General features: G+C 70.0%; 13 protein-coding genes and 2 pseudogenes. 6 read left to right on the top strand and 9 right to left on the bottom strand.

Annotated elements, in window-relative coordinates; genetic code table 11:
* Positions 1–656: pseudogene (locus tag ACWDS7_RS23200) on the bottom strand (hypothetical protein); the annotation flags it as partial.
* A 424-nt stretch (positions 657–1,080) separates the two neighbouring features.
* On the opposite strand from ACWDS7_RS23200, the gene ACWDS7_RS23195 reads away from it, so the two are divergent.
* Positions 1,081–1,452, top strand: a complete 372-nt coding sequence (locus ACWDS7_RS23195) for a ClpX C4-type zinc finger protein (RefSeq protein WP_451930963.1) — start codon at positions 1,081–1,083, stop codon at positions 1,450–1,452.
* 392 nt (positions 1,453–1,844) lie between these two features.
* On the opposite strand, the gene ACWDS7_RS23190 is transcribed toward ACWDS7_RS23195, so the two are convergent.
* The 4 genes from ACWDS7_RS23190 to ACWDS7_RS23175 all read right to left on the bottom strand — a co-directional run bounded on the left by ACWDS7_RS23190 (position 1,845) and on the right by ACWDS7_RS23175 (position 7,135).
* Positions 1,845–3,050, bottom strand: a complete 1,206-nt coding sequence (locus ACWDS7_RS23190) for an erythromycin esterase family protein (RefSeq protein WP_451930962.1) — start codon at positions 3,048–3,050, stop codon at positions 1,845–1,847.
* A 790-nt stretch (positions 3,051–3,840) separates the two neighbouring features.
* Entirely contained in the window at positions 3,841–3,975 is a 135-nt protein-coding gene (locus ACWDS7_RS23185; protein WP_451930961.1) for a hypothetical protein, read from the bottom strand.
* A 289-nt stretch (positions 3,976–4,264) separates the two neighbouring features.
* Positions 4,265–5,524, bottom strand: coding sequence for an esterase/lipase family protein (locus ACWDS7_RS23180; protein WP_451930960.1), 1,260 nt, complete (start codon positions 5,522–5,524; stop codon positions 4,265–4,267).
* Positions 5,525–6,022: 498 nt separating this feature from the next.
* A complete protein-coding gene (locus ACWDS7_RS23175; protein ID WP_451930959.1) occupies positions 6,023–7,135 on the bottom strand; it encodes a cation diffusion facilitator family transporter in 1,113 nt (370 codons plus the stop codon).
* Positions 7,136–7,216: 81 nt separating this feature from the next.
* Between ACWDS7_RS23175 and ACWDS7_RS23170 the strand changes: the two genes are divergently transcribed.
* Entirely contained in the window at positions 7,217–7,573 is a 357-nt protein-coding gene (locus ACWDS7_RS23170; RefSeq protein WP_451930958.1) for an ArsR/SmtB family transcription factor, read from the top strand.
* Positions 7,574–7,954: 381 nt separating this feature from the next.
* Here ACWDS7_RS23170 and ACWDS7_RS23165 read toward each other — a convergent pair whose 3' ends face one another.
* Positions 7,955–8,632, bottom strand: a complete 678-nt coding sequence (locus tag ACWDS7_RS23165; RefSeq protein WP_451930957.1) for an ArsR/SmtB family transcription factor — start codon at positions 8,630–8,632, stop codon at positions 7,955–7,957.
* Positions 8,633–8,737: 105 nt separating this feature from the next.
* Between ACWDS7_RS23165 and ACWDS7_RS23160 the strand changes: the two genes are divergently transcribed.
* From ACWDS7_RS23160 to ACWDS7_RS23145, 4 genes and pseudogenes are all read left to right on the top strand, one after another.
* Complete coding sequence (locus tag ACWDS7_RS23160; RefSeq protein WP_451930956.1) at positions 8,738–10,123, top strand: MBL fold metallo-hydrolase; 1,386 nt, start codon at positions 8,738–8,740, stop codon at positions 10,121–10,123.
* Positions 10,120–11,370, top strand: a complete 1,251-nt coding sequence (locus tag ACWDS7_RS23155; protein WP_451930955.1) for an MFS transporter — start codon at positions 10,120–10,122, stop codon at positions 11,368–11,370. Before ACWDS7_RS23160 ends, ACWDS7_RS23155 begins: the two co-directional genes overlap by 4 nt.
* A gap of 248 nt (positions 11,371–11,618) precedes the next feature.
* On the top strand, positions 11,619–12,098 hold the full coding sequence (locus tag ACWDS7_RS23150) for a nuclear transport factor 2 family protein (protein ID WP_451930954.1): 480 nt from the start codon (positions 11,619–11,621) through the stop codon (positions 12,096–12,098).
* A 21-nt stretch (positions 12,099–12,119) separates the two neighbouring features.
* Positions 12,120–12,209 (top strand): annotated as a pseudogene (locus tag ACWDS7_RS23145) (IS982 family transposase); the annotation flags it as partial.
* Here the strand turns inward: ACWDS7_RS23145 and ACWDS7_RS23140 are convergent.
* From ACWDS7_RS23140 to ACWDS7_RS23130, 3 genes are all read right to left on the bottom strand, one after another.
* Positions 12,179–12,421, bottom strand: coding sequence for a hypothetical protein (locus ACWDS7_RS23140; protein WP_451930953.1), 243 nt, complete (start codon positions 12,419–12,421; stop codon positions 12,179–12,181). The pseudogene ACWDS7_RS23145 and the gene ACWDS7_RS23140 sit on opposite strands and share 31 nt — an antisense overlap.
* Positions 12,422–12,570: 149 nt before the next feature.
* Positions 12,571–13,650: a sensor histidine kinase gene (locus ACWDS7_RS23135; protein WP_451930952.1), complete on the bottom strand. Its 1,080-nt coding sequence runs from the start codon at positions 13,648–13,650 to the stop codon at positions 12,571–12,573.
* Entirely contained in the window at positions 13,647–14,300 is a 654-nt protein-coding gene (locus tag ACWDS7_RS23130; protein WP_451930951.1) for a response regulator transcription factor, read from the bottom strand. The genes ACWDS7_RS23135 and ACWDS7_RS23130 overlap by 4 nt, the downstream gene beginning before the upstream one ends.
* Positions 14,301–14,354: the final 54 nt, after the last annotated feature.

Genomic DNA, 14,354 nt, shown 5'->3' with positions numbered 1-14,354 from the left:
GGCCGGGGTGCAGATGTCCGCCTACCGCAAGGCGAAGTTCGGGTGGCTGCGGGATGGCACCCGGGTGGAGATGCCACCCCGGCACGAGGGTCGGTGGGCAGGGGGATACCGACGCGGGCGGCCTGGTAGCGGCGCCGGGCCGCCCGTAGCGACTCCTTGCGGTCCCGCCCGGGGTCAGGGGCGGGCGCGGGCTCCGGCGGAGCGTACGGCATGCGCAGGTAGGCGCAGATCACGTTCACGATCGTCTGGCGGTGGCCGGGGTTGTCCTGGGCCAGCCGCTCCAGCGCGTACAGGCCGCCCAGCCGCACCGCGGCCTTGTCGCTGCCGAGCTGCTCGACCGCCTTGGTGTACAGGTCGGTCACCCGGCGCTCGGTGGCGTCGTGCTTGGTGTTGTCGGCCACCTGCTGGGTGAGGTAGGCGGTGACGTGCGCGGCGTGCTCCTGGTGACGCTGCCGGCGGAAGGCCGGCATCAGCGTGACCGCCGCGCCGACCCCGGCACCGGCCGCCGGCGCGGTCTGGATCGCGCCCTGACGGACGGTGGCCTCGGCCGCGCTCCCCCCGGCCGCCAGCAGCAGCCAGGCCAGCCCGCCGACCACCCCGCCCACCAGCAGCGTGACCGGCACGATCCACCACACCGCCGGCCGGGGAGTACGCAACCGCGGCGGAACCACCTCCGCCGCGACGACAGGCACATCAGCTCGGGAGGAAAGGCGACGCGACAGTAACGGCATGTCCTCCATTCCAGCCGTCCGCGGCCCGAATCCGACCGGATGGCACCTGATCGTTACCGGGCGGGTCGGGCAGAGCGAAAACACTCTCAGGTATACGCCGCCGGTCGTGCGCGGGCATCCGGTGGGCGGTGCCGAGGACGTGCTTGCAGGATGAGCGTCCCACCGTCGTTCTGTCCAACCCGCCGCACCGGGGCCGCACCGCCACCTGACCGAGATTTACTCTTCATCGCCCTGCTGCTGGGGTGTTGTCAGCGAGGCGCTTCAGGGCGGTGCAACGTGCACACGAGTTGTCAGGGTGTCCCTGACGGTCTAGGGTGTCAGGGAAGCCCTGACACCCTAGGAGTGTGCTGTGACAACGCCTGACACCCTGGCCGGACTCGCTCGGTGTTCCTTCTGCGGCAAGCCGACCACCGAGGTCGACAAGTTGGTCGCCGGCCCCGGCGTGTACATCTGCAACGAGTGCGTGGCTCTATCCGCGTCGATCATCGACGGGAGCCCCGAAAGCACCGCAGCACCGCGCGTGCCCATGTGGGAGTCGCTGACCGACGAGGAGATGCTGAGCCACATTCCGCGCGTCGCCGCGCACATCGACCAGGCCGAGGCTGACCTGCGTTCATGGGCACAGGAACTGCGCCGGCGCGGCGTCACCTGGGCCAGGATCGGGGAAGCTCTCGGAATCACCCGCCAGTCCGCATGGGAGCGGTTCTCCGGCGAGGAGTGACGCGATCCGGGGCAGCCCACCTGCGTCTGAGAGGTCCGACCCACATAAGCCCAAGACCCGCATCGGATCTGCTGGGTCGCCGATGCACTGGACAGCGCACCCGAGTCGCGCGGCGGCCGTTCCGGTGGATCTCGCCGACCAGCGTTGACGTGAGGCATCCGGGCGAGGTCAGCGACATCCCCGGTCCGGCCCACCGCACCCATCGACCGGCGCACCGGTCCTGCGGCGCCCTCACATCAGAGCAGGTCAGGGTTATATCCGTTGGATTTTCCGCGATTACTACCGGGATCCGTATACGGAACACCTTGACCTGGGCGTCCAGCCTGATCGCTCGGTGTTCCGGGGGCCCCTAACGGAACGCCCGCGAGTGGACACCCTGGCCAAAGGGTGGCTCAGATTTCCTTGACGAAGATGATGGCGTCGGTCTGGTCGGTGGTGGCCGGGTCGAGGGGAAGGTAAGTGTGGTCGGCCGGGACGCGGGGCGTTGGCTTCCGGTCGAGGACCGCGGCGAGGCGGACGGGGTCGATGACGGCGCGGGCGTCAGGGAGGGCCGACAGTCGCCCTTCGAGGGTGTCGGGCTGGGGGACGTCGGAGCCGCGGGTGCCGAAGGTGGTGGCCGCGAAGGCGTACTGCTCACCGAGGCGGGTGCCGACGATCGCCCCGGCGCTCCACCATTCCAGCGTCCGGCCCGCCAGCGGGCCCCAGCCCTCGGGCAACAGCCAGCGGCTCCTGTCTTTCTGCAGGTGGCGGTTGTGGGCGAAGGCGAGGGTGGGGCCGCGACGGGCCTCGCGGTCCACGATGGCGTCGAGGTTGTCGGCCATCATCGCATCGCGCAGGCACATCAGTGTGCCGACGCGGGTGGGCGCGGTGTCGGCCATGCCGGCGTGGTAGCGCAGGAGCCCCGCAGCGGTGCGGGCGTACAGGTCAGCGCGCCACCAGCCGTCAGGGGAGGTGGCGGCCGTCAGGTGAGGGGTGTGTGCGGTGAGCAGCGCGCGCAGGTCGTCGACGACCAGGCGCAGTTCCTTGGCCTCAGGGGTGCGGCCGACGGACTGGGTGGGATCCGTGGTGACGGCCGGGTTGGTCCAGCGCTCGTCGGGGCCGAACAGCTCGTCGAGGGTCTCGCGACTCCAGGCCAGGTCGAGGTGGGCGGAGAGGTAATCGTGCAGTGCGGTCAATGCTGGGCGAGGGCTGGCGGCGCCAGTCATCTCCAGGGGGCCGTCGAAACCGTGGAGGCGGAGCCGCTCCTGCGGCGGACGCTGCTCGTTGTAGGCGCGCATCCAGCGCACGAGCTCGCGGTTGGCGGGTGAGGCGCCGAGGCCATGGCTGAAGCCGTGCCTCATCGCGTCGTCGAGGGTCCCGGTGCCGTCGGTGACGTACGCGTCGGCAGCCAGGGCCGCCAGGCAGTCGCTCTCCATGGCGATCGAGCGGTAGCCCTCGTGTTCGACGAGGTGGCGGAAGATCTCGTTGCGTAGCTCGGGGAAGGCTTCGACGCCGTGAGTGGGCTCGCCGAGGCCGAGCAGGCGGGTGGTGCGGGGCAGCAGTGCGGTGAGGGTACCGCCGGTGAAGGGACGCGCGGCGTCCCGGATCGAGGCCGTCATTGTTTAAACTGTATCGTTGAACCTAAAGTGTAAACTTTTGCGGCGTTTCTGGCTGCTGATAAGGACATACCTTCAAAGTAGTGGTTGTGCGCCCCATGGATCCGGTGCGCGAGCACAGCCTGTACGCCCATGAGATACGCAACCATGAGAAGGCGGGGATCACCGCCGCCAACCGGGAGCTCGCTGCACGGCCATGCCTCACGTTCCGCGCCATGCGGCGGCGTTGCGGACATTCCTCACATTCATCCCGGCCACAGTTACGTGACTGTGGCCGCCGTCCTGTTGGCTACCGGGACCCGTCCATCGCAGCGCTACTTGGCGGCTAATCGCATGTTGTGAGCAGGCGCCGACCCCGACGAGGACTCGGAGTTCCTTCGCGCCTTTCGGCGCGCGATCAGACACGCCCCTGGAACGGCCTGCCGATGAAGGCCAAGACGTGGTGAGCGGGAATCGGTCCCCTGTGAGCTGGTGTCGGCCCGTGAGGGGGACAGCCGGAATACGCCAGAAATGGATCACGCCTCGATGGGACCCTTTGCTCCCTGACGTGTCCCCAGCCGCCAGGTAGTTCTTGATCATGTGCGGGCCTTACGGGGTGTCGGTATTGGACGGTTTCCCGACACCACGCCGACCCGGCCTCCGACGGCCCAGGAAACTGGGCATCGGGTGATGAAGCACCGCCCCGGGCGGCTGTTTCCGGGCTCGGATCGCCGACAGGATTTTCCGACAGGTAGAAGGGGGCTCCGTCCTCCTCTCAAGGAGCCACCGGTGCGGATCGTCCACTCCCGCTCGTTCACTGCGACCTGGTCGGCATCCACGCCGTGCGCGACTGGTGCCAGGCCCGCGGCGTCGCCCTGCGTGTCCTGTCCGGGCCCCTGTCGAACTTCCACGACCTGGCCGCGAACGACGCGACCACCGCTCTGCTCATCAACGTGATCACCGCCGTTGGGCGGTTCCAGCGCGACCTGCAGAACGGACTGACCGCCGAGGGGGTCGCCGCGGCCGAAGCCGAAGGACGTTACCGGGGCCGGCCGCCCGCGCTGAACGGCGCCCGGTGTGATGAAGTGCGGGCGGCCTTCCATGACAGGGCACCTCGATCGCGGCCCTCGCACGCGCCCACGGGGGAGCCGGGCCGCTGTCCGGACGGCGCCGGCCGACCTCCTGCGGGAGAATTGGGGTGGGCGGGCTTGGGCCGGTGCGGCCCGCCCACCCGGTGGTCACTGGGCCACGATCTCGTTCACGATCCACGCGCCGAGTTCTTCGGTCATGGTGGTGTGTCCTTCGTTGCGGCTGGTGCACACGAAGGCGTCCAGGGCGCTGCGGTCCGGTGTGATCGGACGGTACAGCGCCTTGGAGTCGTCGATGTCGCCGGCCGCGAGGGCGCTGATGGCGGGGATGAAGCAGGACGTGCCGATGACGTCGGGGTCCACGGTGTTGCCGAGCAGAGCCATGAGGGCGGCGGCCATGCCGAAGCTGCCGGCGTCGCCCGCGGAGGAGGGCATGGTGAACAGGCTTCCGGGAGCACCGTCGATGTCCGGCAGCCCGCTGGTGCGCACCGAGGTCGGCTCGCCGTCGTCTGTCTTGTGCAGGCGGGCGACTGTCTGATCGCCTTGCGCCTGGGTGTTGAGCCAGGTGTCGTGCAGCGTCTGGCCGTTGCACCTCACCGCCCTCGCACCGGCCTGGACGCCGTTGCCGACGCCGGTGTCCACTCCGTTGGCGACACCGATCTTGCGGACGTCGCGCGGCCATCCTCCGAGCTCGTCGAGTTTCTGGAGGAACGCCACCCGCTCGGGTGCCGACTGCGGGGTGTCGCCGACCTTCTCGATGTGCCACCGTGCCATCTGCCGCGCGGCGGGGCTGTTGAGCAGCCCGGACAGCTGGCGCAGGTAGGGGCCCACGTTGGGGTCATCGCCCCAGTTGTCGGTCGCGAAGTGCGTGAAGGCCTGCAGGGCGATGGGGAACCACGCGCCGTGGTGGGGGGAGTCGTAGGAGAAGTAGAGGGACGTCTCGTGGTCGGGAAGGGCGGGGTCGCGCTCCATCTTGGCCAGCGCGTAGCGGGTGACCAGCCCGCCCATGCTGAACCCGCCCACTACCAGCTTCGCCCGACCGACCCGCTCGCTGACGGCCCGGCGGATGCAGTCGATGGCGGTGTCGGCGTTGTCGGTGATCGATGCCGTCCGGTCGTCGTAGCCGAGGATGATCACATCGCGTCCGGTCGCGTGGAGTTCGGAGACGAAGCGGTAGTCGCCGTTCTCCTCCAGGCCGTGCCAGAGCTGGTCCAGGTTGCTCGACCCGCTGGAGAAGCCATCGGAGAGGATGACGGGCCGCACGAGCTGCCTGCGGTTCAGCGGGCTGTAGTAGACCCAGGCCGTCCCGCCGGAGAGGGACCATTCTTCATGCGGTTCGGGCGCGGAGGGATACGAGAGGTGGGCGATGGGGGCGGCCGGGCCCCAGATGTCGACGACAGGGTTGGACATGCTCAGTTGACTCCTTGCGTAGGTCACGGATTCGCCAGAAGGGCCGGTCCCGTTCACGCAGCGCTGCGAGATCGTCACCACTTAACAGCATGGTCACAATGAAGTCATGTCTAACTACTCTAAGTGAGAAAATGGTGTTGTCCTCCGGCGCCGCCGGCAGCCCCCGCCAGGGCCGACGCGCCTGGACCTGCTCAGAGCGGCCGAGCACCCACCGGGCTCCTTAAAGGGGCCGGCAGCGTCCATGCCGCGATCAGCTCCTCCGGCTCCCACTCCCGACGCACTCGAACCTCTCCACCCGACCGTCTCCAAAACGGACACGATCAAGCAGAGACCACACCCGACCAGCCGCGTTCACCCGTCCGAACGATCACGAACCGCGATCGTGATCTCTCCCCCCGCTACCTGACGGCTGGGGACACGTTCGGGAGCGGAGGGCCCGCCCGGCGGTGTTTCTCGCCCGCCACGCAACCGGGGGTGGCGGGTCGTGAGCCCTGCCCACTATCGATGAGCGAGCAAGACAGCGTGGTGATCGGCCCCGGCCGGGCCGTCGGGATCGGCGTGCACGGTGGCGGCCTTCAGCCGGGGCACCTCGTGGATGAGCCGGTGCTCGGCCTCTACGGCCAGTGCGTGCGCCTCGACCAGGGACAGTTGGTGGTCCACCTGGATGTCCACCTCGGCGCGCAGGGCGTGGCCGATCCAGCGCAGCCGTACCGAGCCCACCCGCCGGATGCCCGGCACCGTGGCGAGGACCTGCTCGGCCTGTTCGACCAGCGCCGGGTCGACGGCGTCCATCAGCCGGTGGTAGATCTCACGCGCGGCGTCACGCAGCACCAGGCAGATGGCCACGGTGATGAGCAGGCCCACGATCGGGTCGGCGATGGGAAAACCCAGCGCGGCGCCGCCGGCGCCGAGCAGTACGGCCAGCGAGGTGAAGCCGTCGGTGCGGGCGTGCAGCCCGTCGGCCACCAGGGCCGCCGAGCCGATCTCCTTGCCGACCTTGATGCGGTAGCGGGCCACGAGTTCGTTGCCCAGGAAGCCGACGAACCCGGCGCCGGCCACCCAGGCGAGCGCCTCCACGTTCTGCGGATCGATCAGCCGCTTGACCGCCTCGTACCCGGCCAGAGCTGCCGAGGCCGCGATCAGCACGACGATGACGATGCCCGCCAGGTCCTCCGCCCGGCCATAGCCGTAGGTGAAGCGGCGGGTGGCCATCCGCCTGCCGACCGAGAACGCTATCGCGAGCGGTACGGCGGTCAGCGCGTCGGCGAAGTTGTGCAAGGTGTCGCCCAGCAGGGCCACCGACCCGGAGCGGGCGACGATGACCGCTTGGACCACACCGGTGACCATGAGCGCGGCAAAGGAGATGGCCAGGACGCGCATGCCGCGGCTGCTGGACTCCAGCGCCGCATCGGTCTTGTCCGCGCTGTCGTGGCTGTGCGGGGTGAAGGCGTGCCCGGCGCGGGCGAGCAGCGCACGGATCCTGCCGCCGCCACCCTCCCCGTCCCCGTGCCCGTGCCCGTGCCCGTGACCATGCTCGTGCTCGTGGCCATGGGTACCGCCCGACGCGTGGTCAGGGTGGTGCGGCTCATGTGGGGTGCTCCGGTCGCTCATGACGGCTCCAACTTGTGCGGATGGGGGATGCGTCGGGCGGGTCGGCTGGACGACGGACCGCGCATCCTCCATTATGTGCATATGAGCGCACGCATGCACCTCTCAGGTGCGCATGACTCGCAGGAGCGCAACCAGGGCGAACGCCTGGCGGTGGCCGCCGACATCCTGTCCCTTCTGGCCGACCGCACCCGCCTGGCCCTGCTGCGGCGGTTGTCCGAAGGCGAGACGGACGTGACGACGCTCACCGCGGCCTGCGACCTCGCCCGCCCGGCGGTCAGCCAGCACCTGGCCCGCCTGCGCCTGGCCGACCTGGTCACCACCCGCAAGGAAGGGCGCCGCGTGATCTACGCCCTGCGCCACGGGCACCTGCGGCGCCTGATCGACGAAGCGCTCAATGCCGCCGACCATCAGCTCGGCCATCTCCCGCCGCACGATTGAACCCGCCGCGACCGGCTGCGCACTCCTTTTTTCCGGGTCCGGCCGAGATGCGGCCGGAGGTGGCCATGAGCCGATCATGTTCGTGATCTCGGAAGCGGCTGGGGCCTGTCTGAGGTTCCGGGATGCGAAATCTCGGAAGTCCTGCCTGGAGCCGACTTCCGGGATCGGCTGATCCCGGAAGTCGGAGCGTGGTGCTCGGCCGTACGTGCGAGATGCCGTCTGCCCAGGTCGGCGTCTTCGAGATCTGCCCATGGCCGGTATTACCCGTATCTCGGCTGGACCCGACCCGCGGGTCGACGGGTGCGGTGGCGTTGTGGTCCAGGTGGACCGGCCCGCCCGTGAGCCCGCCGGACGGGCCGGGATGCGGCACGGGCGCGTCGCTCATGCCTGTTGCCCGGCGTCGACGGGCATCTCGGCCAGGCGCCATTCGAGCATGCCGTCGTTGAGGCGGATCGCGCGCCGACCGTGGTCGGTCAGCAGGCGGACCGCGTCGTAGGCCAGGACGCAGTACTCGCCGCGGCAGTACACCACGATCTCGCAGTCCTCGGGCAACTCGTTGATCCGGTCGGCCAGTTCGGTGACGGGGATGGACACCGCGCCGGGAATGTGGCCGGCCAGGTACTCCTCCACCGGCCGCACGTCCAGCACCACCACGTCCCCGGCCGCCAATCGCTCGCGCAACTGCTCGCGGGTGACCTCTGTCGCGCTGTCTTGGCCCAGGTAGGCCTGACGTGCCGGAGGGATGGCGGCCTGGTGGTGCTCGGCGACCTTGCGCAGCAGCGCGAACAGGCGGGCGACGTCGTCACCGGCCAGCCGGTAGTAGATGCGCACGCCGTCGCGGCGGGTGGCGACGAACCCGGCCTGCTTGAGCGTCTGCAGATGGGCCGAGGCGGTGGTCAGGTTCAGGGCCGCCGCCCTGGCCAGGGCCTCGACGGTGCGTTCTCCCTGGGCGAGCAGGTCGAGCAGTTCCAGGCGTTTTCCGCTGGCCAGAGCCTTGCCGCTGGCCGCGAACGCCTCATACAACCGCGCCTTGGCCTGTGCTTGGGCGGTCTCCGTCATGACATCCTCCATAAATCCATGGATTATTGTAAATGACTGTGGATGTGATGACACATTCCCTCGTCCTCACATCACACCTCCCTATTTGGATCTTGGAGGACCGTCATGGGCTTCACCGAGGACCATCTGATACCGCTGGTCGACGAAGGGCTGGGCAACAGCGCCTATCTCCTCGACCTGGGCGATGGCCGTGCCCTGGCCGTGGACGCCGGCCGCGACCTGCGCGCCCTGCGAGCCGCCGCCCGGCGGCGCCGCCTGACCGTCGCGTACGCGGCCGACACGCACCTGCACGCCGACTTCCTGTCCGGCGCCGTGCAGCTCGCCCACGATGCAGGCGCGACCGTGCTGGCCTCCGCCGCCGGGCGACGCGCCTTCCCCCACCGGGGCCTGGCCGACGGCGATGAGGTGGATCTGGGCGGGCTGCACCTGCGCGCGCTGGCCACGCCCGGGCACACCGACGAGCACCTGTCGTTCCTGCTGCTGGACGGCAGCAGGGAAGTGGGCGTGTTCACCGGTGGGTCGCTGATCGTGGATTCGGCCGCCCGCACCGACCTGCTCGGCGCCGAGCGCACCGAGGAACTGGCCCGTGCCCAGTACCACTCGCTGCGGCGGCTGGCCGTGCTGCCGGAGGAGACCGCGGTGTGGCCCACCCATGGTGCGGGCTCGTTCTGCTCGGCCCCGCCCGGCGCCGAACGCACCACCACCATCGCCGCCCAGAAGCGCACCAACCCCTTGCTGGCCGCACCGGACGAGGACGCCTTCGTGCGGCGGCTGGTGGCGAGCCTGGGCTCCTACCCCGCCTACTTCGCCCGGCTGAGCGAGCGCAACCGGCGCGGTCCCACCGTCCTTGCCGGTACGCCGCCGCTGCCCGCGCTGGAGGCCGGGCAGGTCGAGGCGCTGCTCGCCGACGGCGGCCAGGTGGTGGACGTGCGGCCCGCGGCCGCGTTCGCCGCCGGTCACATCCCCGGCGCGATCTCCATCCCGCTGCGTGAGCAGTTCGCCATCTGGCTGGGCTGGCTGCTGCCCGACACCGCGCCCCTGGCCTTCGTGGTCGATGACGGCCAGGATGCGGAGGAGGTCGTCTGGCAGGCGTACAAGATCGGTTACGAGCGGCTGGCCGGTCACTTGGCCGGCGGTATGCCCGCCTGGCGGGCGGCGGGCGGCTCGGTGGCCACCACGGCGTTCGTCACCGCCGACCAGGCTTCGGACGGTCCCTACCTCGACGTGCGGCAGGAGGCCGAGTACGCCGCCGGGCACGTGCCCGGCGCCCTGCACCTCGAACTCGGCGATCTGGCCGAGCCCGCCGGCCATGCCGCCGATGCCCCGGCCGGCGTGGTGGTGGCCTGCGGGCACGGCGAGCGGGCCATGACGGCCGCGAGCCTGTTGGAACGGGCCGGACACACCGGCGTGAGCGTCCTTGCCGGCGGACCGGCCGAGTACGCCGCCGCCCACGGCATGCGGCTCGAGGCCGCCGACGGCGGTGACCGGTGAGCACCGCCACCATGCCCCCGGTGCGGCTCGGACTGGCCGAGAACTGGCTGCAGTTCACCCTGCTGGTCGTCGTCAACGTCTGCGTCGGTGGCCTGGTCGGACTGGAGCGCACCACCGTGCCGCTGCTCGGCACCGAGGTGTTCGGCCTGACCAGCGACCTGGCGGTGTTCTCCTTCATCATCGCCTTCGGCCTGACCAAAGCGCTGACCAACCTCGCCGCGGGCGCGCTGACCGCGCGTTTCACCCGCAAGCAGCTCCTGGTCGCCGGGTGGCTGATCGGCACGCCGGTGCCGTTCATGCTGGCGTGGGGGCCCTCGTGGTGGTGGATCGTCGCGGCGAACCTGCTGCTGGGCCTCAACCAGGGCCTGGCCTGGTCGATGACCGTCAACATGAAGATCGACCTGGTCGGCCCGGCCCGCCGCGGGCTGGCGACCGGGCTCAATGAGGCCGCAGGCTACACCGCGGTCGGCGTCACCGCGCTGCTGACCGGCTATCTGGCCACCGTCTACGGGCTGCGCCCGACTCCTGAGATCATCGGCGTGGTCTTCGTCGCCGCCGGCCTGGCGCTGTCGTTGGTCGTGCGCGACACCGCCGCCCACGTCGCCCTCGAACTCGCCCAGCACCCCACGCCGCTGCCCGACGGCGAGAACATCGGCCTGGCTCACACCTTCGCCCGCACCTCCTGGCGGGAGCGTTCGCTGCGCGGCGCCAGCCAGGCCGGGCTGGTCAACAATCTCAACGACGGCCTGACCTGGGGGGTGTTCCCGCTGCTGTTCACCGACCACGGCCTAGGTCTGGCCGCCGTCGGCCTGATCAAGGGTCTGTATCCGATCCTGTGGGGCATCGGGCAGATCCCCACCGGTCATCTGGCCGACCGCATCGGCCGCAAACCCCTCATCGTGTACGGCATGCTGGTGCAGGCGGGCGGGTTCGTCCTGGCCCTGGCGCTGCTGGAGCGCCCCCTGCTGGCCGGGATCGCCTCCGCCGTCGCGCTCGGCCTGGGCACCGCCATGGTCTACCCGGCGCTGATCGCCTCGGTCTCCGACCACGCCCACCCCGCCTGGCGCGCAGGCGCGCTGGGCGCCTACCGGTTCTGGCGCGACATCGGCTATGCCGCCGGCGCCCTGATCGCCGGCATCCTGGCCGACGCCTTCGGCCTGGAGGCCACCGCCATCGCCGCCGCCGTGCTCACCGCCGCCTCCGGCCTGCTCGCCGCCCGCTGGATCACCGACCAGCCCCGCCACTGACATGGCCTCGGTTCTGGTGGTGGACGGGCAGTTTGAGCGTTGGCTGACGGCCAAGGGTTTGGCAGTACCTGACCAGCGTGGCCGGTGGTAGGTCTGGACGAGTAAGTCCGGACTCCTTCAGGCTGCCCCGAAACCGTGCCGAGCCGCGAAGCAGGAAGTAGGCGGTCTGTGTGCCGATGTCGCTCACTGGGACGTCCGATCACCGCCAGCGCGGTTCTTCACCTGTCTGTGAGGCTGGGGCCATGAGTATGGCGAACGCGACCGAGAAGCAGACTGACGGCGCGCCTGCCGGGGAGCGATCACAGGACGCCTGGGCGGTGATGGAGAAGTTCTACCGGGCTGAGGCCGCGTACATCGCCGCGGGCGGGTTCGGCAAGGCCAGCTATGACGAGGTCGCCGCATACCTGGACCCTGAGGTCGTCCTGTATCAGGCTCCCGGCCTGCCGTTCACGGGAACGGGGACCTGGCGAGGACGAGACGGGCTGGAGCGGTTCCTGGCCGCTTTCAGCCAGACCTGGACATCCATGGAGTTCCTGGAGCAGGAGCACTGGGGCGACGGGGACACGGTGGTGGTACGGAACCGGGTACGGTTCCGTGCTCGGGCAACTGGTCAGGAGATCGATACGCTGATCATGCAACTGATCCGGGTACGGCACGGGCGCATGCACGAATGCCGGCCGTTTTACTGGGATCCCGCCGCCGTCGCCGCCGCGACCTTGCACACATAGAGCCCTGGACCGGAGGAGTGGCAGCACCCCGGCCTGCTGATCACGGCCGACAAGGGCCACATCTCCGCTGGACTCGACGCCTACCTGGTCGAACGTGGCGTGCACCTGCTTACTCTGAGGGCGATCGTGATCGTGGGGATCAGGGTCAGCGCAGCGATGGCGGTGCCGACCACGACGGGGCCGGTGGCCTCCAGGGAGGAGTCGAGGGCGCGCCCGGCGATCCAGGTGCCGACCGCGGTGCCGAGATTGAACGCCGAGACGCTCAGGGCGGACGCCAGGGTGGGCGCCTGACCGGCGAAGCGGACCGACAGGGAGATCAGCACCGGGTTGGCGCCGAGCCCGAAGAACCCCAGCAGCGCGACCAGAACGACTGCGGCCCAGGCGTGGCCCGACAGCAGGCACAGCGCCAGCAGCAGGACCGTGGCGCCTGCGGCCGCCGCGCTCCTCTTCTTGCTTGACTGATCACCCCACGTTATTGATCACTAGATCCCGCGAAAGCCACGGCGAGTTCCAGCCCGCCCCCCGGGTTGGGGCGCGCCCGTACGCCGGCCCCGTGCGCCTTCGCGATCGACGCGACGATCGACAGCCCGAGCCCGGCACCCTGCTCACGGGTCGTGTGCAGTCGCCGGAAGGGTTCGAAGAGATCGCCGAGACGTTCCTCCGGCACTTCCGGGCCGGTGTTGCGGACGGTCAGAACTCCATGGGAGAGCGTTATCTCAACGGTTCCGCCGGAATGGTTGTAGCGGATCGCGTTGTCGACGAGGTTGGTGACGAGCCGGTTGAGCAGGACCGGATCCCCGTGGACGACGAACGGTTCGGTCCGCGTCGTCACGGTGACGTCGTCCGAGCCTCCCTCGGCCAGGACGAGCCGTACCACCTGGTCCAGGGCCACCGGCCTCCTTCTGTCCAGGCCGTGTTCCGCCTGGGCCAGGACCAGCAGAGCGCCGATGAGGTTCTCCGTGCGGTGGTTGTGGAACAGGAGTTTGTCGCGGATCTCGCCGACGTCCTCGGGGAGGCCGATCTCGATCGCTGCCCGCTGGACGGCCAGCGGGGTCCGCAACTCGTGGGACGCGTTCGCGATGAAACGCCGCTGCCCCTCGACGGAGCGTTCGAGCCGGTCGAGCATCGCGTCGAATGTGTCGGCCAGCTCTTTCAGCTCGTCCTCCGGCCCGGCGAGCGCGATCCGTTCGTGCAGGTTCGACACCGACAGCCGCCGGGCGGTGGCGGTGATCCGGTGGACGGGCCGCAGGATCCGCCCGGCGACCAGCCACCCCACGACCACCGACACCAGCGCCAGGATGCCCACCGTCAGCGAGGTCACCCCCCACTGGTAGCCGACCACGTCGTCCACCAGCCCGGGGAGCGGCGCCAGCCGGCTGACCGGCATCCCTGGTACCGGCGCGATCGGTGCCACCGGCGCTGCGGAGAGCCGCTCGATCCGCGCGTGCAGCGCCTGGCGCAGCAGCAGGTTGACCGTGACCAGCAGCACGACCGAGGTCAGCAGGAACAGCCCGGAGTAGATCAGCGTGAGCCGTACCCGCACCGTCGTCACAGCAGGTATCCCGCGCCGGGAACCGTCTGGATGCACGGCGGGGCGCCCAGCTTCGCCCGCAGGCGGCTGACCACGACCCGCACCACCGTCGTGAACGGATCGGCGTTCTCGTCCCACGCCTCTTCGAGCAGCCGTTCGGAGCTCACGACCGCGCCGTCCGCCCTCATCAGCACCTCAAGGACGGCGAACTCCTTGAGCGACAGGTGCAGATGCCGCCCGTCCCGCGACGCCTGCAGCCGATGCGTGTCGACCACGATCCCGTGCCGCGTCAGCACCGGTGGTACCTGCGACTGGCTGCGCCGCCCCAGCGCCTGCACCCGTGCGACCAACTCGGTGTAGTCGAACGGTTTGGGCAGGTAGTCGTCGGCCCCCATCCCGAGACCTGCGACCCGCTCCGGCACCGACGCCGCCGCCGTCATCATCAGGATCCGCGTACGGCTGCCGCGCGCCACCAGCTCGCGGCACACGAGGTCGCCGTGGATCTCGGGCAGGTCCCGGTCCAGCACGAGGACGTCGTAGTCGTGCACCGCCAGCCGCTCCGCCGCGGCGGCCCCGTCGTACACCACGTCGACGGCCATGGCGTGGCGGCGCAGTCCCATCGCCACGAGATCGGCCAGGTCGCGTTCGTCTTCGGCCACCAGAACCCGCATACCGACTTCGTACCCGAACCGGGGTAACAGCGGCGTTAACGGTTCCGTTCACGG

It is taken from the genome of Streptosporangium sp. NPDC003464 (genome assembly GCF_053588315.1).
The sequence above is the reverse complement of the archived record's forward strand: the minus strand, read 5'-3'. Positions and strand labels throughout refer to the sequence as shown.